Origin of the sequence: Cupriavidus pauculus (assembly GCF_022179805.1) — a bacterium.
GTDB classification, from domain to species: domain Bacteria; phylum Pseudomonadota; class Gammaproteobacteria; order Burkholderiales; family Burkholderiaceae; genus Cupriavidus; species Cupriavidus pauculus_E.
Genome location: NZ_BPUO01000011.1, coordinates 130,562 through 149,583 on the forward strand (window position 1 = coordinate 130,562; position 19,022 = coordinate 149,583).

Annotated in this window: 20 protein-coding genes; 11 read left to right on the forward strand and 9 right to left on the reverse strand. The window is 67.0% G+C overall.

The window, feature by feature from the left end:
• The first annotated feature begins 14 nt into the window (after positions 1 to 14).
• The 3 genes from MFF62_RS22050 (at position 15) to MFF62_RS22060 (ending at position 2,868) form a co-directional block, all read left to right on the forward strand.
• Positions 15 to 1,487, forward strand: a complete 1,473-nt coding sequence (locus MFF62_RS22050; RefSeq protein WP_238265237.1) for a chloride channel protein — start codon at positions 15 to 17, stop codon at positions 1,485 to 1,487.
• Between the two features lie 220 nt (positions 1,488 to 1,707).
• Positions 1,708 to 2,001 (forward strand): hypothetical protein, encoded by a 294-nt coding sequence (locus tag MFF62_RS22055; RefSeq protein ID WP_238265238.1) that lies wholly within the window; start codon positions 1,708 to 1,710, stop codon positions 1,999 to 2,001.
• 105 nt (positions 2,002 to 2,106) lie between these two features.
• The gene (locus MFF62_RS22060; protein WP_238265239.1) at positions 2,107 to 2,868 is read left to right on the forward strand and encodes a hypothetical protein; all 762 of its coding nucleotides are present in this window, start codon (positions 2,107 to 2,109) and stop codon (positions 2,866 to 2,868) included.
• A 34-nt stretch (positions 2,869 to 2,902) separates the two neighbouring features.
• On the opposite strand, the gene dapB is transcribed toward MFF62_RS22060, so the two are convergent.
• Positions 2,903 to 3,712, reverse strand: a complete 810-nt coding sequence (gene dapB / locus MFF62_RS22065; RefSeq protein ID WP_238265240.1) for a 4-hydroxy-tetrahydrodipicolinate reductase — start codon at positions 3,710 to 3,712, stop codon at positions 2,903 to 2,905.
• A gap of 84 nt (positions 3,713 to 3,796) precedes the next feature.
• Positions 3,797 to 4,246, reverse strand: coding sequence for an Lrp/AsnC family transcriptional regulator (locus tag MFF62_RS22070; RefSeq protein WP_238265241.1), 450 nt, complete (start codon positions 4,244 to 4,246; stop codon positions 3,797 to 3,799).
• 140 nt (positions 4,247 to 4,386) lie between these two features.
• Between MFF62_RS22070 and MFF62_RS22075 the strand changes: the two genes are divergently transcribed.
• The 3 genes from MFF62_RS22075 to MFF62_RS22085 all read left to right on the forward strand — a co-directional run bounded on the left by MFF62_RS22075 (position 4,387) and on the right by MFF62_RS22085 (position 7,479).
• Positions 4,387 to 5,580 (forward strand): saccharopine dehydrogenase family protein, encoded by a 1,194-nt coding sequence (locus MFF62_RS22075; protein WP_238265242.1) that lies wholly within the window; start codon positions 4,387 to 4,389, stop codon positions 5,578 to 5,580.
• The gene (gene amaB, locus MFF62_RS22080; protein ID WP_238265243.1) at positions 5,577 to 7,100 is read left to right on the forward strand and encodes an L-piperidine-6-carboxylate dehydrogenase; all 1,524 of its coding nucleotides are present in this window, start codon (positions 5,577 to 5,579) and stop codon (positions 7,098 to 7,100) included. Before MFF62_RS22075 ends, amaB begins: the two co-directional genes overlap by 4 nt.
• A gap of 148 nt (positions 7,101 to 7,248) precedes the next feature.
• Complete coding sequence (locus MFF62_RS22085) at positions 7,249 to 7,479, forward strand: hypothetical protein (RefSeq protein WP_238265244.1); 231 nt, start codon at positions 7,249 to 7,251, stop codon at positions 7,477 to 7,479.
• A 3-nt stretch (positions 7,480 to 7,482) separates the two neighbouring features.
• Here the strand turns inward: MFF62_RS22085 and MFF62_RS22090 are convergent, their stop codons facing one another.
• From MFF62_RS22090 to hemA, 6 genes are all read right to left on the reverse strand, one after another.
• A complete protein-coding gene (locus tag MFF62_RS22090) occupies positions 7,483 to 8,118 on the reverse strand; it encodes a UbiX family flavin prenyltransferase (protein WP_238265245.1) in 636 nt (211 codons plus the stop codon).
• 17 nt (positions 8,119 to 8,135) lie between these two features.
• Entirely contained in the window at positions 8,136 to 8,447 is a 312-nt protein-coding gene (grxD, locus tag MFF62_RS22095; protein WP_035875397.1) for a Grx4 family monothiol glutaredoxin, read from the reverse strand.
• Between the two features lie 96 nt (positions 8,448 to 8,543).
• Positions 8,544 to 9,416: a peptide chain release factor N(5)-glutamine methyltransferase gene (gene prmC, locus MFF62_RS22100; RefSeq protein ID WP_238265246.1), complete on the reverse strand. Its 873-nt coding sequence runs from the start codon at positions 9,414 to 9,416 to the stop codon at positions 8,544 to 8,546.
• Between the two features lie 140 nt (positions 9,417 to 9,556).
• The gene (locus MFF62_RS22105; RefSeq protein WP_238265247.1) at positions 9,557 to 9,886 is read right to left on the reverse strand and encodes a hypothetical protein; all 330 of its coding nucleotides are present in this window, start codon (positions 9,884 to 9,886) and stop codon (positions 9,557 to 9,559) included.
• A gap of 191 nt (positions 9,887 to 10,077) precedes the next feature.
• Positions 10,078 to 11,160, reverse strand: coding sequence for a peptide chain release factor 1 (gene prfA / locus MFF62_RS22110; RefSeq protein WP_238265248.1), 1,083 nt, complete (start codon positions 11,158 to 11,160; stop codon positions 10,078 to 10,080).
• 120 nt (positions 11,161 to 11,280) lie between these two features.
• Positions 11,281 to 12,585, reverse strand: a complete 1,305-nt coding sequence (gene hemA / locus MFF62_RS22115; protein WP_238265298.1) for a glutamyl-tRNA reductase — start codon at positions 12,583 to 12,585, stop codon at positions 11,281 to 11,283.
• Positions 12,586 to 12,734: 149 nt separating this feature from the next.
• On the opposite strand from hemA, the gene MFF62_RS22120 reads away from it, so the two are divergent.
• Positions 12,735 to 12,983, forward strand: a complete 249-nt coding sequence (locus MFF62_RS22120) for a hypothetical protein (protein WP_404990814.1) — start codon at positions 12,735 to 12,737, stop codon at positions 12,981 to 12,983.
• 50 nt (positions 12,984 to 13,033) lie between these two features.
• Here MFF62_RS22120 and MFF62_RS22125 read toward each other — a convergent pair whose 3' ends face one another.
• The gene (locus tag MFF62_RS22125; RefSeq protein WP_238265249.1) at positions 13,034 to 13,801 is read right to left on the reverse strand and encodes a 5'-methylthioadenosine/adenosylhomocysteine nucleosidase; all 768 of its coding nucleotides are present in this window, start codon (positions 13,799 to 13,801) and stop codon (positions 13,034 to 13,036) included.
• Positions 13,802 to 14,037: 236 nt separating this feature from the next.
• Between MFF62_RS22125 and MFF62_RS22130 the strand changes: the two genes are divergently transcribed.
• The 4 genes from MFF62_RS22130 to MFF62_RS22145 all read left to right on the forward strand — a co-directional run bounded on the left by MFF62_RS22130 (position 14,038) and on the right by MFF62_RS22145 (position 18,935).
• Positions 14,038 to 16,212: a TonB-dependent siderophore receptor gene (locus tag MFF62_RS22130; RefSeq protein WP_238265250.1), complete on the forward strand. Its 2,175-nt coding sequence runs from the start codon at positions 14,038 to 14,040 to the stop codon at positions 16,210 to 16,212.
• A 61-nt stretch (positions 16,213 to 16,273) separates the two neighbouring features.
• Entirely contained in the window at positions 16,274 to 17,311 is a 1,038-nt protein-coding gene (locus MFF62_RS22135) for a DUF2157 domain-containing protein (protein ID WP_404990815.1), read from the forward strand.
• The gene (locus tag MFF62_RS22140) at positions 17,308 to 18,435 is read left to right on the forward strand and encodes a DUF4401 domain-containing protein (RefSeq protein ID WP_238265252.1); all 1,128 of its coding nucleotides are present in this window, start codon (positions 17,308 to 17,310) and stop codon (positions 18,433 to 18,435) included. The genes MFF62_RS22135 and MFF62_RS22140 overlap by 4 nt, the downstream gene beginning before the upstream one ends.
• Positions 18,432 to 18,935, forward strand: a complete 504-nt coding sequence (locus tag MFF62_RS22145; protein WP_238265253.1) for a GDYXXLXY domain-containing protein — start codon at positions 18,432 to 18,434, stop codon at positions 18,933 to 18,935. Before MFF62_RS22140 ends, MFF62_RS22145 begins: the two co-directional genes overlap by 4 nt.
• Positions 18,936 to 19,022: the final 87 nt, after the last annotated feature.

Consider the following 19,022-nt stretch of genomic DNA (forward strand, 5'->3'; position numbering starts at 1 on the left):
AACGCATCAACGCCATGACCGAGCCCGCCGAGCCGCCAGAATCCAGCCAACCCGCCAGTCAGCCCGCATCATCCGAGTCTGCCGCGCCATCCGAAGCCGCGCCACGACGTGAGCGACTGCGCGAATTGCAGTTGCACGCGCGCCGGGCCGCGCATCGCAAGCAGCGCCAGGTTGGACGGATTTCGCGCACGTCGATGCGCTACGCGGTGTTCATGTGCGGCGCGGGCTGCGTGGCGCTGTTCTCGATGGTGTTTGCCTACATCGCCGAACTGGCGCTGAACTGGAATGCTAGGCTGACCACGGCCACGCCGTGGCTGGCCTTCGTGATGCTGCCGTTCGGGCTGGCCGTGCTGCGCTGGCTGACGATCCGGCTGGCGCCGCAGGCGCGCGGCAGCGGCATTCCGCAGGTGATCGCGGCCGTGACGCTGCCGCCGGCAGGCCCGGCGCAGACCGTGCTCGTGTCGTTCCGGCAGTCAATGTGGAAGGTGGTGCTGACCGCCGGCGCGCTGCTGGCCGGTGCATCGGTGGGGCGCGAAGGTCCGTCGGTGCAGGTGGGGGCAGCCGCCATGCTGGCCTGGGGCCAGTGGTGCCAGCGCAAGCTGCGCTTTCGCATCGGCTTTCATCCCAACGCGCTGATCGCCGCCGGTGCAGCCGGCGGGCTCGCGGCGGCGTTCAACACGCCGCTGGCCGGCGTGGTGTTCGCCATCGAGGAACTGGGCCGGGGCACGGCGGTGCGGTGGGACCGCCTGGTGCTGTCCGGCGTGCTGACGGCGGGCTTCCTGTCGCTAGCGGTGCTTGGCAACAATCCGTACTTCAGCGTCAAGGTGCCCATGCTGGTGCTGCACGACGCCTGGGGTCCGGTGATGCTGTGTGCGGTGGTCAACGGCGTGATGGGCGGCCTGTTCGCCAAGCTGCTGATTCGCGGCGTGCCGGGACTGGTGCCGACGGGATGGCGCGACTGGACGTCGGCCCATCCGGTGTGGGTGGCTTTCTTCTGCGGGCTGGTGGTGGCGGCGATTGGCTGGGCCACGGCCGGCGCTACCTTCGGCACGGGCTACGAGCAGGCGTCGGGGCTGATCAACGGCGAGCCGCACGGCACGCTGTGGTTCGGGCTGGCCAAGTTCGCGGCCACGGTGCTGTCGTACTTTGCCGGCATCCCGGGCGGCATCTTCACGCCGGCGCTGGCCATTGGGGCCGGTATCGGCCAGAACGTGGCGCACTTCATGTCCGGCATGGCCGAGCCGCGCGTGCTGGCGCTGGTGTCGATGGCGGCGTTCCTGGCGGCTGCCACGCAGGCCCCGATCACGGCCAGCGTGATCGTGATGGAGATGACGCGCACGCAGGATCTGACCATCTACCTGCTGGCTGCATCGCTGCTGGCATCGTTCCTGTCGCGGCAGTTCAATCCGCATCCGTTCTACCACCACATGGGCCACGCGTTCCGGCGCGAAGCCATGGCCATCGGCCGCAAAAGCGTCTCCGGTTGAGCGACGTAACAAGTGGTTACAAAGTCGCTGCCGCGCCGGGCCGGCGTTGTGTGGCTTTGTGTGGGTTTGGCATCGTATGACCGTAGCGGCACCATGCGCGATGTCTTAACATGTGCCGCGCACTGACCGGTGGCCTCAGATCGGCCGGCAGTGCTTGTGTACCGGCGGCACATGACCTCGTCGGACGCAGTCATTCGATGCATTTCCGGGGGAGCAGAAGATGGCCACACAACGACCGGGCGGCACGCGCCCGACCACGTCGCGCACGACCAAGCCGCAGACCGCAAGCAAGCAAGGCGCCAAACAGAAAATCGACCGCTGGGGCGAGCTGGGCGCGGACACCGCCGTCTGGCACACCCGTGGTTTGCAGACCAACACGCGCATGCGCGCCCCGGTGGCCCAGCGCACGCCGCCGCGCCAATTACCGCCAAGCCCGGTACCGAAGCTGATCCTCTGGGCGGTGCTGATCGGCATCGCGCTGGTATGCTTCCAGACCGTGAAGCATCTGCTCTGACCGAACCTGTCGACCCGGCATCACATTGGTGATGCCGCTGGCCTACCGGCAGGAACCCTCGGCCCGGAGCCGGCTCCAACGCGGAGCCGTTTTCAGGAGTGTGTTTTGAGATTTTCTCTTGCCGGGCTGGCTGCTGCCGCCCTGCTGGCGACGTCTGTCGCCCATGCCGCGCCGGCCGCGCCCGCGGCACCCGCCGCCAATGCCAACAACGCCGCTGCCGCTGCTGCAGCGGCGGCTGTCGATGGCAAGGACCGTTTCTCGACCATGCTCGATACGCTGGAGATCGGTAGTCCGCTGCCGGCGTTGCCCGATTGCGCCGATCACCGGACGCCGGACGGCAAGGATGTGACCGCGTACTGCGTGGAGCTGCGCGGCGATGGCGTGATGCGCCAGGTGGGCGTGCCGCGCGACCGCCGGCCGGTGTTCATGGATGGTCCGCGCCTGATCGCGGTGGTCGACGGCAATGCGCTGGTCGGCGTGATCGTACCGACCGACGGTATCCGCTCGCAGGACGCCGCCGCGCAGTCGCTCAACGCCCGCTATGGCAAGCCGTTCCGCCAGGAAATGGTCGACATGAAGGACAAGGCGGGCAAGGGCGTGAAGAGCATCCACGCCGGCTGGATGCGCAAGCCGCTGACGGTGGAGCTGTACTCGATTCCCGAAGATCCGGCCGAGGGCACCATCGAAATGCTGCTGCCGCAGGCGCGGGCGCTGATGGCCAATCGCGATGCCGAAGTGGCCAAGTCGCTGGCGCCGCCGCCCGCATCGGGCGCGGCGGCCAAGGGCGCGAAGAGCGACAAGGCTGAAAAAACCGACAAGGCCGACAAGAAGGCGCCGGCCAAGCCGGTCAATCCGGGTAGCTGGTAACCCGCCCGCCCGCGCGCGGCGGACGGGCAGGGCGTCAGAGCCCTTCCATCACCTTGTCCAGCCCGCGCACCACACCGCGCAGCGTGCCGACCTTGCGGATGGCCAGTAGCGCGCCCGACACATAGGGCTTGGAGCCGTCGCCGGCCTCGTGCTTGATGTGCAGGCGCTGGCCGTCGGCGCCAAAAATCACCTCTACTCCCAACTGGTAGCCGGGCAGCCGCACCGCGTGGACCTGCGTGCCCGACATCGTGGCGCCGCGCGTTTCCTTCGGGCCGCTGACCTGGTCGATGGGCACGGCCTGCGCGGCCTGCTTGACCTGGCCCAGCCGGAACGCCAGTTCGCGCACCGTGCCCGATGGCACGTCGACCTTGCCGGCCTTGGCGTAGTCGATAATTTCCCAGTGGTCCAGATGGTGCGCCGCCATTTCAGCGAACTTCTGCAGCAATACCACCGTGATCGCAAAGTTGCCGCAGGCCAGTACGCCCCGGCCCGCCTTGCGCGCGGCCGCGTCGATTTCCGCGTAGTCATCGTCGGACAGCCCCGACGTGCCCACCACCACGTGCGCGCCATGCGCCAGCGCCTGCAGGATGTTGTGCTTGGCGATGACCGGCTTGGTGTATTCCACGTAGACGTCGTACGGCGTCTTGCCCAATTCCTCGATGCTGGCGGCCGCCACGCCCGGCGTGTCCTTGTGGCCGGTCAGGCTGGCCAGCGTCTGGCCCGCCGCACCGCGCGACAGGCCCGCCACCAGCGTCATGTCGGCCGCGTGCGCCACGCCGCGCGCGAGTTCGCCGCCAGCCCAGCCCGTAACGCCGCCCACGGCGACGCGAATGGTTTCACTCATTGCGATTCTCCTTGTAACGGATTCGTCGGGCCACAGCATAGCGCCGCAGCCGCCCGGCTGCCGGCCGCCTTCAGCGAGCCAACTTCAGCCGGCCGCCCGGCGCCGGTCGATCTTGCGCGCCAGCACGATCGATGTGGTCGTGTGGTTCACGCCGTCCAGCATGCCGATCTCGTCCAGCAGCTTGTCCAGCCGCGCATGGGTGTCGCAGCGGATCACCGCCATGTAGTCGACCGGCCCGCTGACCGAGTTCAGTTCCTCCACCTCGGGCAGCCGCTGCAGCGCGCGCACCACGGCCGGCGCCGCCTTGGGCTGCACCGAGAGCCCGCAGAACGCCAGGATCGCGTTGTCTTCCATCTGGCTGCCCAGCCGCACGCCGTAGCCGGCGACTACCCCGGTGCGCTCCAGCCGCGCGATGCGCGCCACGACGGTGGTGCGCGCAATGCCCAGCGCACGTGACAGGTTGGCCGCGCTTTCGCGCGCGTTGGCTTGCAGCAGCGCCAGCAGGTGCCGGTCGGTCTGGTCGAGATCGGGCATGGCGGTCGATGACGATTCGTCAAATTACTATGTCGATATGACCGATTATGCAGGGCTTTCGTCAATCTTGTGGCTATATAACGTGCGTGCCACTGCCCATACTTCAGTCACCGATAACAATTTTTGCGATGGAGACAGCCATGCAAGCCTCCACTTTGGGTCCCGCGGCCGTGCGCGATCTGACCAGCGCCCCCCGCCCGCTTTCAGTCGTCGTGCTCGGCGCCGGCAAGATCGGCCGCGTGATTGCCGCCATGCTGGCCAACAGCGGTGACTATCGCGTCTGCCTGGTCGATCACGATGCACACCGGCTTGACGGCGTGCCGCGCAATGTCTCGGTGCGCGCGGGCGATCCGACCGAGCCCGGCACCTGTGCCGCGCTGCTGGCCGGCGCCGATGCGGTCATGAACGCGTTGCCGTTCCATGCGGCCATCCACGTGGCCACGGTGGCCGCTCGGCTGGGCGTGCACTACTTCGACCTGACCGAGGACGTGGCGGCCACTCACGCCATCCGCACATTGGCCAATGGCGCGCGGTCGGTGCTGATGCCGCAGTGCGGGCTGGCGCCGGGATTCATCGGCGTGGTGGGCCACGACCTGGCGCAGCGCTTCGTGCGTGGCGGCGGCGAGCTGCACGACTTGCGCATGCGGGTGGGCGCGCTGCCGCGCTATCCCAGCAACGCGCTCAAGTACAACCTGACGTGGAGTACCGAAGGGCTGATCAACGAGTACTGCAACCCGTGCGAGGCTATCGTCGACGGCCGCCGCGTGGAATTGCCGGCGCTGGAAGGGCACGAGTCGTTCGCACTGGACGGCGTGGAGTACGAAGCCTTTAATACCTCGGGGGGCCTCGGCACCTTGCCCGATACGCTGGCGGGGCGCGCGCGCCAGGTCGACTACAAGTCGATCCGGTATCCCGGTCACTGCGCGCAGATGAAACTGCTGCTGAACGACCTGCGCTTGCGCGAGCGGCGCGAATGGCTGCGCGAGATCTTCGAGCATGCCATTCCGGTGACCGAGCAGGACGTGGTGATCGTGTTCGCCACTGCCACCGGGCACCCGCCCGGCGTGCGCGGCGAAGGCAAGCGCGGGCCGCTGACGCAGGCTTCGTTTTCGGCGCGCATCGGCGGCATGGACGACTTCGCGGGCATCGGGCACGTCAATGCGATCCAGCTCACCACGGCCGCGGGCATCTGCACGGCGCTGGACCTGGTTGCCACGGGCGTGCTGCCGCAGGCCGGGTTCGTCAGGCAGGAAGCCATGCCGCTGGACCGCTTCCTGGCCAACCGCTTCGGCCAGCATTACGCACGGCATCCACTACAGGAGACGCTCGCATGAAAGCGCAGGATTTTGCAGAGTGCTGGCAGGCCATGGGCCTGCCGCAGCCATGGACCCCGGCCAATGCAGCCGCCACCGGCACGCTGGCCGTGCGTTCGCCGATCGATGGCGAGGTGTTCGGTCAGTTACCGGTCAGCACGCCGGGCGATGCCGATGCCAGCATCGCCCGTGCGCATGCCGCGCAGAGCGTCTGGGCGCTGACGCCCGGTCCGGTGCGCGGCGAGGTGGTGCGCCTCCTGGGCGAAGCGCTGCGCGTCCACAAGACGGCGCTGGGCCGGCTGGTGTCGCTGGAGTCCGGCAAGATCCTGCAGGAAGGGCTGGGCGAAGTGCAGGAGATGATCGACATCTGCGACTTCGCGGTGGGCCTGTCGCGCCAGTTGCACGGGCTGACCATCGCGTCGGAGCGCCCCGCGCATGCGATGCGCGAGACCTGGCATCCGTACGGCCTGTGCGGCGTGATCTCGGCGTTCAACTTCCCGGTGGCAGTGTGGGCGTGGAACGCGGCACTGGCGCTGGTGTGCGGCAACGGCGTGGTGTGGAAGCCTTCGGAAAAGACGCCGCTCTGCGCGCTGGCCGTGCAGGGCTTGCTGGACCGCGTGATCGCGCAGCACGCGCCGCAGTTCACGGGACTGAGCTGCGTGCTGACCGGCGGACGCCAGCTTGGCCAGGCGCTGGTCCAGCATCCGTCGGTGCGGCTGATGAGTGCGACGGGATCCACGCGCATGGGTCGTGAGGTTGGCATGGCCTGCGCGGCGCACTTCAAGCGCGCCATCCTGGAGCTGGGCGGCAATAACGCGGCCATCGTGGCGCCGTCGGCCAACCTGGAACTGACGATCCGGGCCATGACGTTCGCGGCAGCCGGCACTGCCGGGCAGCGTTGCACCACGCTGCGGCGCGCCTTCGTGCATGCGGACATGATCGAGACCGTGACGCAGCGCCTGCGGCAGGTGTACGCGCGCCTGCCCGTGGGCGATCCGCTGCAGGACGGCACGCTGGTCGGGCCGCTGATCGACGCGCAGGCTGGCGACGCCATGGCCAACGCGCTGGCCAGTTGCCGCGCGCAGGGCAATGTCGTACACGGCGGCGAACGGCTGCTGGCCGACCGGTTTCCGCGCGCCAGCTACGTGCGTCCGGCGCTGGTGCTGACCGACACCCAGCACGACACCATGTTGACCGAAACCTTCGCGCCGATTCTCTACCTGATGCCCTACACGTCGTTGGACGAAGCCATCGCGCTCAATAACGCCGCGTCGCATGGGCTGTCGTCATGCATCTTCACGGAATCGCTGCGCGAGGCGGAAATGTTCCTGTCGGCGGCAGGCAGCGATTGCGGCATTGCCAACGTCAACATTGGCACCAGCGGCGCGGAAATCGGCGGCGCGTTTGGCGGGGAGAAAGCAACGGGCGGCGGGCGCGAGTCGGGATCCGACTCCTGGAAAGCCTACATGCGCCGCGCGACCAATACGATCAACTATGGCGACACGCTACCGCTGGCCCAGGGCATCCGATTCGACCTCTGAAACGGCGCGCCACTTACGTGCACGAAGTCGTTGCGAATCGTAACAAGGGTTACAGCGCCTTGACGCTGTATTACCAGACCCACCCGTATAACGTTCTTAAGGACAGCGCATTGCTATGACGCAATGCCACCACAAAAAGGACGTTGAAATGAGAACGAAAGCGATTGTGTTGGGTCTGGCAGTGACTGGTGCCGCCATGCTCGGCGGTTGCGCGGTGTATCCCACGCCGTACGGCCCCGAGGTTGGGCCCGCACCGATCGCGGTGGCGCCGGCACCGGTCTACGTGTCGCCGCCGGCGGTGGTGGTGCGTCCGTCGTACGGTTATTACGGCGGCGGGTACTACGGTGGCTACTATGGCCGCCGCTACCGCCACTGGTAAGGATCAGTCGCTGGCGCTGCTGTTGGGTCCGCTGTTGGCACCATTGAGCCCGCCCCAGCCGGGCGCCAGCGTTTCGCCCACCTCGCGCAGGTCCACGAGGTCGAGCACGCGGCCCACCGTATGGTCGACGAGTTCGGCGATGCTTTGCGGCTTCTGGTAGAACCCCGGCACGGGCGGAAACACGATACCGCCCATCTCGGTCACTGCCGTCATATTGCGCAGGTGGGCCAGGTTCAGCGGCGTTTCACGCACCATCAGCACCAGTTTGCGGCGCTCCTTGAGCGTGACGTCGGCCGCGCGGGTGATCAGGTTGTCCGAGAGGCCATGGGCCACGGCGGCCAGCGTGCGCATCGAGCACGGCGCCACGATCATCGCGTTGGCGCGGAACGATCCGCTGGCAATGGTGGCGCCGATATCGCGCACGTTGTGTACTACATCGGCCAGCGCTTCCACTTCGGCGCGGCCGATATCGAGTTCGTGCTGCAGGTTCATGATGCCGGCCGGCGACATCAGCAGGTGTGTTTCCACACCGCTTACGCCTTTCAGCACCTGCAGCAGACGGACGCCGTAGATGGCGCCCGTGGCGCCCGTGATGGCGACGATCAGCCGTTGCGGCACGCCGCCTTGATTCACGGGCATGATGGTTCCAGGAAGGCTCAGGCCTTCAGAAGCGATTGCAGTTCGCCGTTCTGGTACATCTCCATCATGATGTCCGAGCCGCCGACGAACTCGCCGTTCACGTACAGCTGCGGGATGGTCGGCCAGCTGGCGTATTCCTTGATGCCCTGACGGATGCCTTCGTCTTCGAGCACGTTGACCGTGGTCGGCGCATCGACGCCGCAAGCCTTCAGGATCTGGATCGCACGGCCCGAGAAGCCGCACATCGGAAACTGGGCGGTGCCCTTCATGAACAGCACGACGGGGCTGCCCTTCACGATCTGGTCGATCTTCTGTTGTACGTCACTCATGATGAAAACGTTCCGGTTGCTTGGGGGAATGGGCGGATTTTACCGGAATCGCGTCCCGGCATCAGGTAGGGGTATCGGGGGGAGGGCTGGCGCACGTCAGCCGGGCAGCCGGCCGCCGCTGCAGCGCTCGTTGCCGCCCAGGTCGCGTGCCGTGAACACCTCGGCAAAGCCGGCGCTGGTCAGCAGGTGGCGCGTCGCGTAGCCTTGGTCGTAGCCGTGTTCCATGAGCAGCCAGCCTTGCGGCAGCAGCCGCCGCGTGGCGCCAGCCACGATGGCCTGCAGGTCGGTCAGGCCGTCCTCGTGGTCGGTCAGGGCGTCGATTGGCTCGTAGCGCAGGTCGCCTTCGGCCAGGTGCGGGTCGCCAGCGGCAATATAGGGCGGGTTGCTGACGATCAAATGAAACCGCAGTCCGGCCGGCAGCGCCAGGTACCAGTCCGACACCAGGAACCGGATGTTGTCGGCCTGCAGCGCGCGGGCGTTGTCCTGCGCCACCATCAGCGCACCGCGTGAAATGTCGGTGGCCCAGACCTCGGCATCGGGCCGCTCGCGCGCGATGGTCACGGCCAGGATGCCCGATCCGGTGCCCATGTCCAGCACGCGCGGCGCATGGATGTCGGTCAGCCGGGTCAGCGATGCCTCGGCCGCCACTTCGGTATCGGGACGCGGTATCAGCACATCGGGCGTGACCCGGAACGTCCGGCCGAAGAATTCGCGCTCGCCCAGCAGGTAGGCCATGGGCTCCCCGGTCAGCCGCCGCGCCAGCAAAGTGGAGAATGCATCATGCTGTGCACTATTCAGCGAATCGTTGTCGCGCGTGATCAGCTGCGTGCGCGTAAAGCCGGTGACATGCGACAGCAGCATGCGGGCTTCGAGCGTGGGCAGGCCGGCCATGGCGGCAAGCGTCAGCGCTTCGCGCAACGTGGGCGTGGAGGGCAGGGGCGGAAATTCGCCCGGGGGATTGGAAGACATTCGGCGGTGCGTCTCTAAAAATCGGCGGCCGGTTCGCAAAAAACCCCGTCGGGCCTGGCCTGACGGGGTTCTTGCGTGGGCTCTGCTTTCAGGCGACTAGTGTAAGCCGATTTCCGCTCGGACTTTCACGCGCCAGGGGATTACTTGTTGACGGCGTCCTTGGCCTTGTCAGCAGTGGTGTTCACGGCGTCCTTGGTGGCTTCCTTGGCATTGGCCATGGCGTTGCCGGCATCGACGCGGGCCTTCTCGGCGGCGGCGGAAACATCCGAAGCCACGCCCGAAGCTGCGGCCTTGGCGGCGTCTGCGGCGTTGGCAGCAGCAGCAGCAGCGTCGCTGGCGGCTGCCTTGGCCGATTCGGCAGCATTTTGCATGGCGCTGTCGGCATTGGATTGCGGAGCCTCTTCCTTCTTGCCGCAGGCGGCGACGGAAATGGCGGCGGTCAGCATCAGTACGGCGAGCAGTTTGTTCATGATTTCGTCCTTGTATGTCTGTTTGAGGAGTGACATCCATCCAGACTTCGGTCCCCCGCACTTCCGGTCACCATAGGTGACGGTTAAAAGTGACGTATTGGGGTGGTCTGGTCGAAATCGATTATAGACAGCGCATCTTTACAAACCAGTGCTGTTTCAAGCATTTACCTAGGTTACAAACTTCCAGGTGCTCAGGCGTCCTCGCCCAGCGCGGCCAACTGGTCGGCATGGTGTTCGGCCGCCAGCGACGACAGCAGCTCGTCCAGGTCGCCGTCCATGATCATGTCGATCTTGTAGAGCGTCAGGTTGATGCGATGGTCGGTCACGCGCCCTTGCGGGAAGTTGTACGTGCGGATGCGGTCGCTGCGGTCGCCGGTACCGATCAGGTTGCGCCGCGTGCTGGCTTCCTTGGCCTGCGCCGCGCGCAGTTGCCCGTCCTTGATACGGGCGGCCAGCACCTTCATGGCCTTTTCCTTGTTGCGATGCTGGCTGCGGTCGTCCTGGCACTCGACCACAATGCCCGTAGGCAAGTGGGTCAGGCGCACGGCCGAATCGGTCTTGTTCACGTGCTGGCCGCCCGCGCCGGACGCGCGGAACGTGTCGACACGCAGGTCCGACGGGTTGATCTCCACTTCGCCCACCTCGTCGGCCTCGGGCATGACGGCCACGGTGCAAGCCGATGTATGGATACGCCCCTGGGCTTCGGTGGCCGGCACGCGCTGCACGCGGTGGCCGCCCGATTCGAACTTGAGCCTGGAGAATGCGGCGTCGCCGGCAATGCGGACGATCACTTCCTTGTAGCCGCCCAGGTCAGACTCCGACTCGCTCATGATTTCCACCTGCCAGCGCTGGCGCTCGGCGTAGCGCGTGTACATGCGCAGCAGGTCGGCCGCGAACAGCGCGCTTTCCTCGCCGCCGGCGCCCGCACGGATTTCCAGCAACAGGTTGCGGTCGTCGTTGGGGTCCTTGGGCAGCAGCAGCGTCTGCAGCGTTTTCTCCAGCGCTTCGAGCTGGTCGCGCGCCGTGGCGATCTCGTCGGCGGCGAAGTCCTTCATCTCGGGATCGTCCAGCAGCGCCTGCGCGGTGGCCAGGTCGTCCTGCGCCTGCCGGTACTGGCCGTACTGCTCGGCCACCGGCGACAGTTCGGCATGTTCACGCGACAGCTTGCGGTACTGGTCCATGTCCGCCGTCGCCTTTTCGCTGGCGAGCAGGGCGTTCACTTCGTCGAGTCGCTCGGCCAGTTGGTCGAGCTTGTGGAGCATGCTGGGTTTCATCGGTCGCGGAATCGGGGGATGCTGGGGACGCAGTGAAGGGGCACGGCGCCAATCGATGGATGGACGGGCGGACGGCACCCGGCGACGCTGGCGCGGGCCAGCGTGATGCGGGCAGCGAGGCTAGCGCTCGGAGTGACTGCTGTGGCGGAAGAGGCCGGGCACCAGGCGCAGCAGCGCCTCGCGATCTTCGCCCTGGGTGTGGTTCAGTGCGTGCGTGGGGCCGTGCAGGAACTTGCGGGTCAGCGCGCCGGACAGCGCGTCGAGCACGGCGGCGGGATCGTCGCCACGCGCCAGCATGCGGCGCGCGCGTTCCAGTTCGGCCTGGCGGATGGCTTCGCCGCTGGCCTGGAGATCGCGGATCACGGGCACCACGCTGCGGGTTTCCAGCCAGTGCATGAAGTTCTGCACGCGCGATTCGATGATTGCCTCGGCCTGCGCCACGGCGGCCTGGCGCATCGCGTTGCCTTCGCGCACCACGGCGCCAAGGTCGTCCACGGTGTACAGGAAGACGTCGTTCAGGCGTGCGACTTCGGGTTCCACGTCGCGCGGCACGGCCAGGTCGACCATCATGATCGGGCGGTGCTTGCGGCGCTTGACCGCGCGCTCTACGGCGCCCAGGCCGATGATCGGCAGCGAGCTGGCGGTGCACGACACGACGATGTCGAATTCGTGCAGGCGTTCGCCCAGGTCCTGCAGGCGGATGGCCTGCGTGGTCAGGCCCTGTTCGGCCAGTTGCTCGGCCAGCTTCTCGCCGCGCTCGACGGTACGGTTGGCCACCACGATCTGGCGCGGCTGCTGCGCGGCAAAGTGTGTGGCGCACAGCTCGATCATCTCGCCCGCGCCGATGAACAGCACGCGCTGCGTGGACACACTTTCGAAAATCCGCTGTGCCAGGCGCACCGCGGCGGCGGCCATTGAAACAGAGTGCGCACCGATCTCGGTCTGGCCGCGGACTTCCTTGGCCACCGCGAACGTGCGCTGGAATAGCTGGTTCAGGTACGTGCCCAGCGCGCCGGCTTCGCCAGCGGTGCGCACCGCATCCTTCAACTGTCCGAGAATCTGGGTTTCGCCCAGCACCATCGAGTCGAGCCCGCTGGCCACGCGGAACGCATGGCGCACGGCTTCGGACTGGGGCAGGGCGTACAAATGCGGCGCCAGTTCACCGGCAGGCACGTTGTGATGCTGGGCCAGCCAGCGCAGCGTGTGCTCGAAACCGTCCTGGCCCGGCTGCAGCACATCGGTGGCGCAGTAGATCTCGGTACGGTTGCAGGTGGAAAGAATGGCGGCCTCGGTGCCGTTGCGCCCAGCCAGGTGGGTGCGCAGCGTACCAAGCGCGGGTTTGATCTGCTCAAGCGGAAACGCCACACGCTCGCGGAGCGAGACGGGTGCCGTTGTGTGATTGATGCCGATCGCGAGCAGTTGCATTTGTGGGGTTGGGTTGCCATCCGGATCGATGCCGGAAGCGCTGGTCATTATACCGTTCCGTTACAAAGTTGCAGGGAACCCCGGGCGCGGTGCGCCGGGTGCAGTATCGTTACGTCCATCCACATTAATGTGGATCAAAAGACAAGGAAATGGCTATGTTTGGTTTGGCGGTGGTGGGGGCGGTAGTGGGATTTGCCGGGCGGCTGTTGCATCCGGCCGGCCGCGTCGTTTCCGTGCCGGCCGCGTTGCTGCTGGGCGTGCTGGGCGCCCTAGTGGCGTTCTACGCCGGCCGCACCGCGCATCTGTTCACCGATGGCCAGGTGGCGGGATGGGCGGCCGGCATCATCGGCGCCGCGCTGCTGGTGGGCGTCTGGGGCATGGTGCGGCCGCGCCGGTAACTTCAGAAGCGATAAAAACGCACGAATTGGCTACGCTTCGACGTGCCGTATCAGGCCCGTGCGTCGAGCAGGCGGCGCAGGATGGCGCTTGAGTAATGGCTGGCCACGTCGCGTAAAAACGACGAAAAGTCGACATGCGCGGTGTCGTCGGCACGGTCGGACACCGTCCGCATCAGCGCATAGGGCACACCGTATTCGTGGCAGATCTGCGCCAAAGCCGCGCCTTCCATCTCCACCGCCTGCAGGTCGGGCAGCGCCTCTCGCAGGCTGGCCACCGACGCCGGCGCATTGATGAACTGGTCGCCGCTGGCCACCATGCCCACGTGCAGTCGTGGCTGGTCCACCCCAAAACTAGCCAGCACCCCGCCGGGTACCTCGGTAGCCAGGTCATCGCGCAGGAAGTCTTGCGCCGCTGCCACCAGCGCTGCCGTCAAGGCGGGATCGGCCGGGAATTCGGTGCGGTCCAGCAGCGGAATCTCGTGGCGCGGAAACAGCGGGCGGGCATCCATGTCGTGCTGGACCGTGCGATCGGCCACCACGATGTCGCCGACGCGCACGTCAGTGCCCACTCCGCCCGCAAGCCCCGTAAATACAATCTCGTCGACGCCAAATTCGCGAATCAACGTGACCGTGGTGGCCGCCGCCGCCACCTTGCCGACGCGCGCCAGCACCAGCACCACGGACTGCCCGTGCAGCGTGCCCCGGTAGTAGTCGCGCATGCCGATGGTCTGCATGGTGGCGCGCGCGTCTTCGTGGCGCATGGCCGCGATCAGCCCGTCAACTTCGTGATGCAGGGCGGCGATGATGCCAAGGGTCATGGTGCGTGGGGGCTTTGGGCTTTGAGGAAAGGCGCCAGCTTACCGGCGACCCGGCCCGGGCGGAAGGCGGGTTCGCCGCGCGTCAGCCGGGCATGACTGTGGGCGACACGCGACATTCGCACATTAGAAACGTGTCCGATTGTGTTGGTAGTAATACATGGCGTTACAATCTCGTCCTTAATAAATGCGAGTCATTCGCATTCCTGTTTTCATTAAGTACACGAGAGAAGAAATCCATGTCTGTCCGCGCCCGGGGCCGCGTTCGCCGCTCGCACGTCTTTCAGCTGACCACGCTTGTCCTGAGCCTGCAGGCCGCCAGCCTTGCCATGGCCCAGGAAGCGGCGTCGTCCGCCGAGCCCGCCCACCACAACCTGCCCGTGGTGACGGTCAGCGGCAGCAACGCCCCCGAATCGCCGACCGGTCCGGTGCAGGGCTTCGTGGCCAAGCAGGCCGTGACGGCTACCAAGACCGACACGCCGATCATCGAGACGCCGCAGTCCATCACGGTGATCACGCGCGACCGCATGGAAATGCTGGGCGCGCAGTCGGTGGCGCAGGCTACCGGCTACACGGCGGGCGTGACCACTGCCGGCTTTGCCAACGACAACCGTACGGACACGATCAAGATCCGCGGCACCGATTCCACCCAGTACCTGGACGGCCTGCTCAACGCGGTGAACTTCTATAACAACACGCGCCCGGACCCCTATGCGCTGGAGCGCGTGGAAGTTCTCAAGGGCCCGTCCGGCATGCTGTACGGCCAGGGCGCCGTGGGCGGCATCGTGAACCTGGTGTCCAAGCGTCCGCAGGCCGAGGCGTACCGCGAGATCGGCGTGAGCTTCGGCAACTACAACCGCAAGCAGATCCAGGCCGACCTGACCGGCCCGCTCGATGCCGACGGCAAGTGGCTGTACCGCTTCGTGGCGATGGCGCGCGATAGCGACGCGTCGGTGGACTACGTGAAGGACAACCGCTACTTCATCGCGCCGTCGCTGACGTGGCGTCCGAATGCCGACACGTCGCTGACGCTGCTGGCCAACTTCCAGAAGGACAACAGCGGGACGATGATTGGCTTCTTCCCGTGGCGCGGCACGCTGATCGCCAACCCGGCCGGCCAGATCCCGCAGAGCTTCTTTGTCAGCGAACCGGGCTTCGACCGCTACACGGCCGAACAGCACGCCATCGGCTACCAGTTCTCGCACCGCTTCAACGACACCTTCACGGTGCGCCAGAACCTGCGTTACACGCACAGTACCGTCGACTACCGCAGCATCTACACCACCGGCTTCACGGGCGCCACGCACGGCTGGGTGCCGGGTAGCGACACCATGCTGCGCCGCGTGCTGTACATGAACCAGCCGACGCTGAACCAGCTGGCCGTGGATACCCAGGGCCAGGCCAAATTCCGCACCGCCGAGGTGGGCCACACGCTGCTGGCCGGCTTCGACTACCAGAACAGCGAGATCACGGGCCGCACCAACGCCAATGGCACGGCCGCGCCGATCAACGTGTTCAACCCGGTCTACGGCAACTACGTGGCACCGACGCTGACGCGCGACCTGAACCCGGCCAAGCAGATCCAGACCGGTATCTACCTGCAGGACCAGCTCGAATGGAACAAGTGGCTGCTGATGCTGGGGCTGCGCTACGACTGGTCGCGCGCCGCCCAGGACAACACGCCGCAGGGCACGCGTGACGACACCCAGCTGACCAAGCGCTTCGGCCTGATGTACCGCACGGACCTCGGCCTGAACCCGTACGTCAGCTATGCGGAATCGTTCCAGGGCCAGACCGGCTTCAACAATGCGGGCCAGGCGTTCAAGCCGCTGGAAGGCAAGCAATGGGAAGTGGGGGTCAAGTACCAGCCGCCGGGCAAGAACATGACGTTCACGGCCGCGCTGTTCGACATGCGTGAACAGAACCGCAAGGTGGCCGGCGTGGTGAACGGCCTGCCTGATACGGTGCAGGCAGGCGAGGCCCGTACGCGCGGCGCCGAACTGGAGGCGCTGGTGTCGCTGGGCCGGCTGGACCTGATCGCGAGCTACGCCTTCCTGAACGCCAAGGTGATCGAAGGCTCGCCGGCGGAGCAGGGCCAGCGCCTGGCCAGCGTGCCGACCAACACCGCGTCGCTGTGGGCCAACTACCGCTTCAGCCTGTTCGACCTGCCGGGCTTCCTGGCCGGTGCCGGCGTGCGCTACAACGGCCCGAGCTATGACGGCACGGGCAACAACCGCGTGGGCGGCTTCACGGTGATGGATGCCGTGCTGGCCTACGACCGTGGTCCGGTGCGCGTATCGCTGAACGTCAACAACCTGTTCAACAAGCAGTACGTCTATAGCTGTATCGCACGCGGCGACTGCTTCTTCGGCACGCAGCGCTCGATCATCGGCAACGTGACCTACCGCTTCTAAGCGAAGGGTACGCGGTCTCCCGGGGCAGACGTCGGCCTGCCGGTTTGCTAGCATGCGGACCATGCCGAACCCCGGGGATTGTCGCTTGGATACCTTGTCTTCTTCCCGCAGCATCCAGCAGTCGCTGGCCGACTGGCGTGCCCAAGGCCGCCTTGGCGCCGCCGACCTGCTGGCGGCGTGGTCTCCGACGCTGCCGGGCCGCGCGCACTGGCATCACTGGCTTGACCGTGTGCTGCTGATCCTGGGCACGGCGCTGCTCTGCGCCGGCGTGATCGTCTTCTTCGCCTTCAACTGGGCGGATCTCCACAAGTTCTCGAAGTTTGGCCTGATCGGCGCGTTGCTGACGCTGCTGGCCGGGTTTGCCGCCTGGCGCCAGCCGGGTGACATGGCCGGGCGCGCCGCGCTGGCAGGTGCGCAAGTGCTGTCCGGCGTGCTGATGGCCGTGATCGGCCAGACGTACCAGACCGGTGCCGATGCCTGGCAGCTGTTCGCGCTGTGGACGCTGCTGGCTGTGCCCTGGGCGCTGGCGGCGCGCGCTGCGCCGCACTGGTGGATCGTGCTGGTGATTGGCAACGTGGCGCTGCTGCGGTATTGCAGCGTGCGGCTGGGCATCGGCGGCATGTTCGACCTGCTGTTCTCGGCGCGGCATGCGCGCGAGACCATGATGTTCCTGCTGGCGACGTCGATCGTCCAGCTCGCGGCCTGGTACGGACTGGCCGCAGTGGCGGGGCGCTGGGGCTTTCGCGGGGCGACCGGCCCCCGGCTGCTGGGCCTGCTGGCGTGCGGCTACGCCGGATGGGTCGGGCTGATGAGCGTGCTGAGCCATAGCATCGATGCCGTGGGCGTGCTGGTCGCCATCGCCGCCTTGCTGGCGTTGGGTGCGTGGTTCCGCTGGCGCGCGTTCGATATCGTCGTGCTGAGCCTGGTGTGCCTGACCGGCATCGGCGTGATCCTTGCCGTAGTGGGGCGCTGGCTGGCCGACGCGCATGGCGACTTCGGCGCATTCCTGCTGCTGGCGCTGCTGACCATCGGCATGGCCGTGGCGGCCGCCACGTGGTTGTTGCGCGCCTGGCGCGCGGTGTCCGGGAGCCAGGCATGAACCACGAACAGATCGAACGATCGCTGTGGCAGCAACTGACCGCACGCGGCGCGGTGAGCGGTGAGTACGCGCCCACCCTGCGCACGCCGTGGCCGATTCGTCTGCTGATGGGCGGCGCGGGCTGGCTCGGTGCGCTGTTCTTCCAGATGTTCCTGATCGGCACCGTGTTCGCCGCCACGCGCGGCAACGGACCATCCATGGCGATCACTGGTGCGGTGATGATCGGCATCGCCATCGCGCTGTACCGGGTGACAGCAAAGGAAAGCGGCCGGATCGCGCTGGGCCAGTTCGCGCTGGCGCTGAGCCTGGGCGGGCAGGGCATGGTCATCGCGGGCGTCAGTGAGTCGCTCGGATTCTCCCGGCTGTTCGACACCGCGCCGTTCTGGCTCGGCGTGGCGGTCTTTGAGGCCGTGCTGTTCGGCGCCGTGCCGGACCGGCTGCACCGGTTCCTGGTGGCGTTGTGCGTCTGGTCGGCCCTGGCGATTGCCGCTTGCATTGCGCTGGGCGACTTCGTGGCGCCGCGCTGGACGGCCATCCCTCCAGCCGTGGGCGTTCTCGCGGCCCTGGCGCTGGCCGGCGTGCTCGTCTTCGCGTTGCGCGAAGACAGCCTGGCCGCCGGCGCGCGCCATGCGCTGTGGGAGCCGGCCGCCGATGCGGCCTTGCTGGCCGGGCTGGCGGGGGCGCTGGTCGTTACCGGCGCCATGCATCCGGCATCGATCATCTTCGGCACGGGCCGTAGCTGGTATGCGCCGGGCGCGTGGCTGGCCGGCGCGCTGCTTGGCGCCTTGCTGGCGGGCTTGGCGCTGGCCGAATGCAGGCGGCTGGCGTGCGACACCCGCACCCGTGCGGCGATCATCGTGCCGGCCATCGCCTTCAGTGCGTTGATGGTCTTCGCGCCGGCCGTCACGGCGGGCGTGCTGGCACTGGCGGTGGCATTGCGGCGCGGCTCGCTGCCGTGGCTGGGCCTGGCCATCGCCACCATCCTGATCGGTTTTGTCTGGTACTACAGCGCGTTGCAATGGACGCTGCTGGCCAAGTCCGCCACGCTCGTGGCGGCGGGCGCGTTGCTGCTGGCGGCGCGCGCGATGCTGGGCCGTGGCGCACCTCGGGAGGCCATCGAATGAAACGCTGGATCATCGTGGGATGGCTGCTGACGATAGGCATCGCGGTGGCGGGCATCGTCGGCAAGGAACGGCTGATCGCGCGTGGCGACGTGGTCTACCTGCGCCTGGCGCCGGTGGACCCGCGCTCGCTGATGCAGGGCGACTACATGGCGCTGAACTTCTCGATCGGCAACGAGGTACGCGTGGCGCAAGCCGCGACGCAGGCGCCGCTGACGCGTGAGGAAGTCATCGTGATCCGCCGCGACGCGCGCGACGAAGGGCATTTCGTGCGACTGCACCGGCAGGAATCATTGGCCGCTGGCGAGCAGTTGCTGCGCGTGCAGAATGTGCCAGGGTCCTGGGGTGGCGGCACGGCCGCGCAGGTATCCACCGACGCCTGGTTCTTCCAGGAGGGCCGCGCCGAGCGCTACGCCCAGGCCCAGTATGGCGAATTCCGGGTCGATGCCAGCGGGCAGGCGCTGCTGGTGGGCATGCGCGACGCGAAGCTGCAGCCGATGTAGGTCGATACAGGTCGATATAGGCGGACGCGCGAACGATTTCAACGGCGCTACGAGTTCGAACCGGTGAGGGGGAGGGGGCTGGAAAGA

Bases quoted from the DNA above. Each gene is read 5' to 3' on its own strand.
- MFF62_RS22105 (WP_238265247.1), bottom strand. From the start codon at position 9,886: ATGAACAAACTGCTCGCCGTACTGATGCTGACCGCCGCCATTTCCGTC.
- dapB (WP_238265240.1), bottom strand. From the start codon at position 3,712: ATGAGTGAAACCATTCGCGTCGCCGTGGGCGGCGTTACGGGCTGGGCT.
- MFF62_RS22125 (WP_238265249.1), bottom strand. From the start codon at position 13,801: ATGACCCTTGGCATCATCGCCGCCCTGCATCACGAAGTTGACGGGCTG.
- MFF62_RS22050 (WP_238265237.1), top strand. From the start codon at position 15: ATGACCGAGCCCGCCGAGCCGCCAGAATCCAGCCAACCCGCCAGTCAG.
- grxD (WP_035875397.1), bottom strand. From the start codon at position 8,447: ATGAGTGACGTACAACAGAAGATCGACCAGATCGTGAAGGGCAGCCCC.
- MFF62_RS22120 (WP_404990814.1), top strand. From the start codon at position 12,735: ATGGCTATGTTTGGTTTGGCGGTGGTGGGGGCGGTAGTGGGATTTGCC.
- amaB (WP_238265243.1), top strand. From the start codon at position 5,577: ATGAAAGCGCAGGATTTTGCAGAGTGCTGGCAGGCCATGGGCCTGCCG.
- prmC (WP_238265246.1), bottom strand. From the start codon at position 9,416: ATGTCTTCCAATCCCCCGGGCGAATTTCCGCCCCTGCCCTCCACGCCC.
- prfA (WP_238265248.1), bottom strand. From the start codon at position 11,160: ATGAAACCCAGCATGCTCCACAAGCTCGACCAACTGGCCGAGCGACTC.
- MFF62_RS22055 (WP_238265238.1), top strand. From the start codon at position 1,708: ATGGCCACACAACGACCGGGCGGCACGCGCCCGACCACGTCGCGCACG.
- MFF62_RS22130 (WP_238265250.1), top strand. From the start codon at position 14,038: ATGTCTGTCCGCGCCCGGGGCCGCGTTCGCCGCTCGCACGTCTTTCAG.
- MFF62_RS22140 (WP_238265252.1), top strand. From the start codon at position 17,308: ATGAACCACGAACAGATCGAACGATCGCTGTGGCAGCAACTGACCGCA.
- MFF62_RS22135 (WP_404990815.1), top strand. From the start codon at position 16,274: ATGCCGAACCCCGGGGATTGTCGCTTGGATACCTTGTCTTCTTCCCGC.
- hemA (WP_238265298.1), bottom strand. From the start codon at position 12,585: ATGCAACTGCTCGCGATCGGCATCAATCACACAACGGCACCCGTCTCG.
- MFF62_RS22085 (WP_238265244.1), top strand. From the start codon at position 7,249: ATGAGAACGAAAGCGATTGTGTTGGGTCTGGCAGTGACTGGTGCCGCC.
- MFF62_RS22070 (WP_238265241.1), bottom strand. From the start codon at position 4,246: ATGCCCGATCTCGACCAGACCGACCGGCACCTGCTGGCGCTGCTGCAA.
- MFF62_RS22090 (WP_238265245.1), bottom strand. From the start codon at position 8,118: ATGCCCGTGAATCAAGGCGGCGTGCCGCAACGGCTGATCGTCGCCATC.
- MFF62_RS22075 (WP_238265242.1), top strand. From the start codon at position 4,387: ATGCAAGCCTCCACTTTGGGTCCCGCGGCCGTGCGCGATCTGACCAGC.
- MFF62_RS22145 (WP_238265253.1), top strand. From the start codon at position 18,432: ATGAAACGCTGGATCATCGTGGGATGGCTGCTGACGATAGGCATCGCG.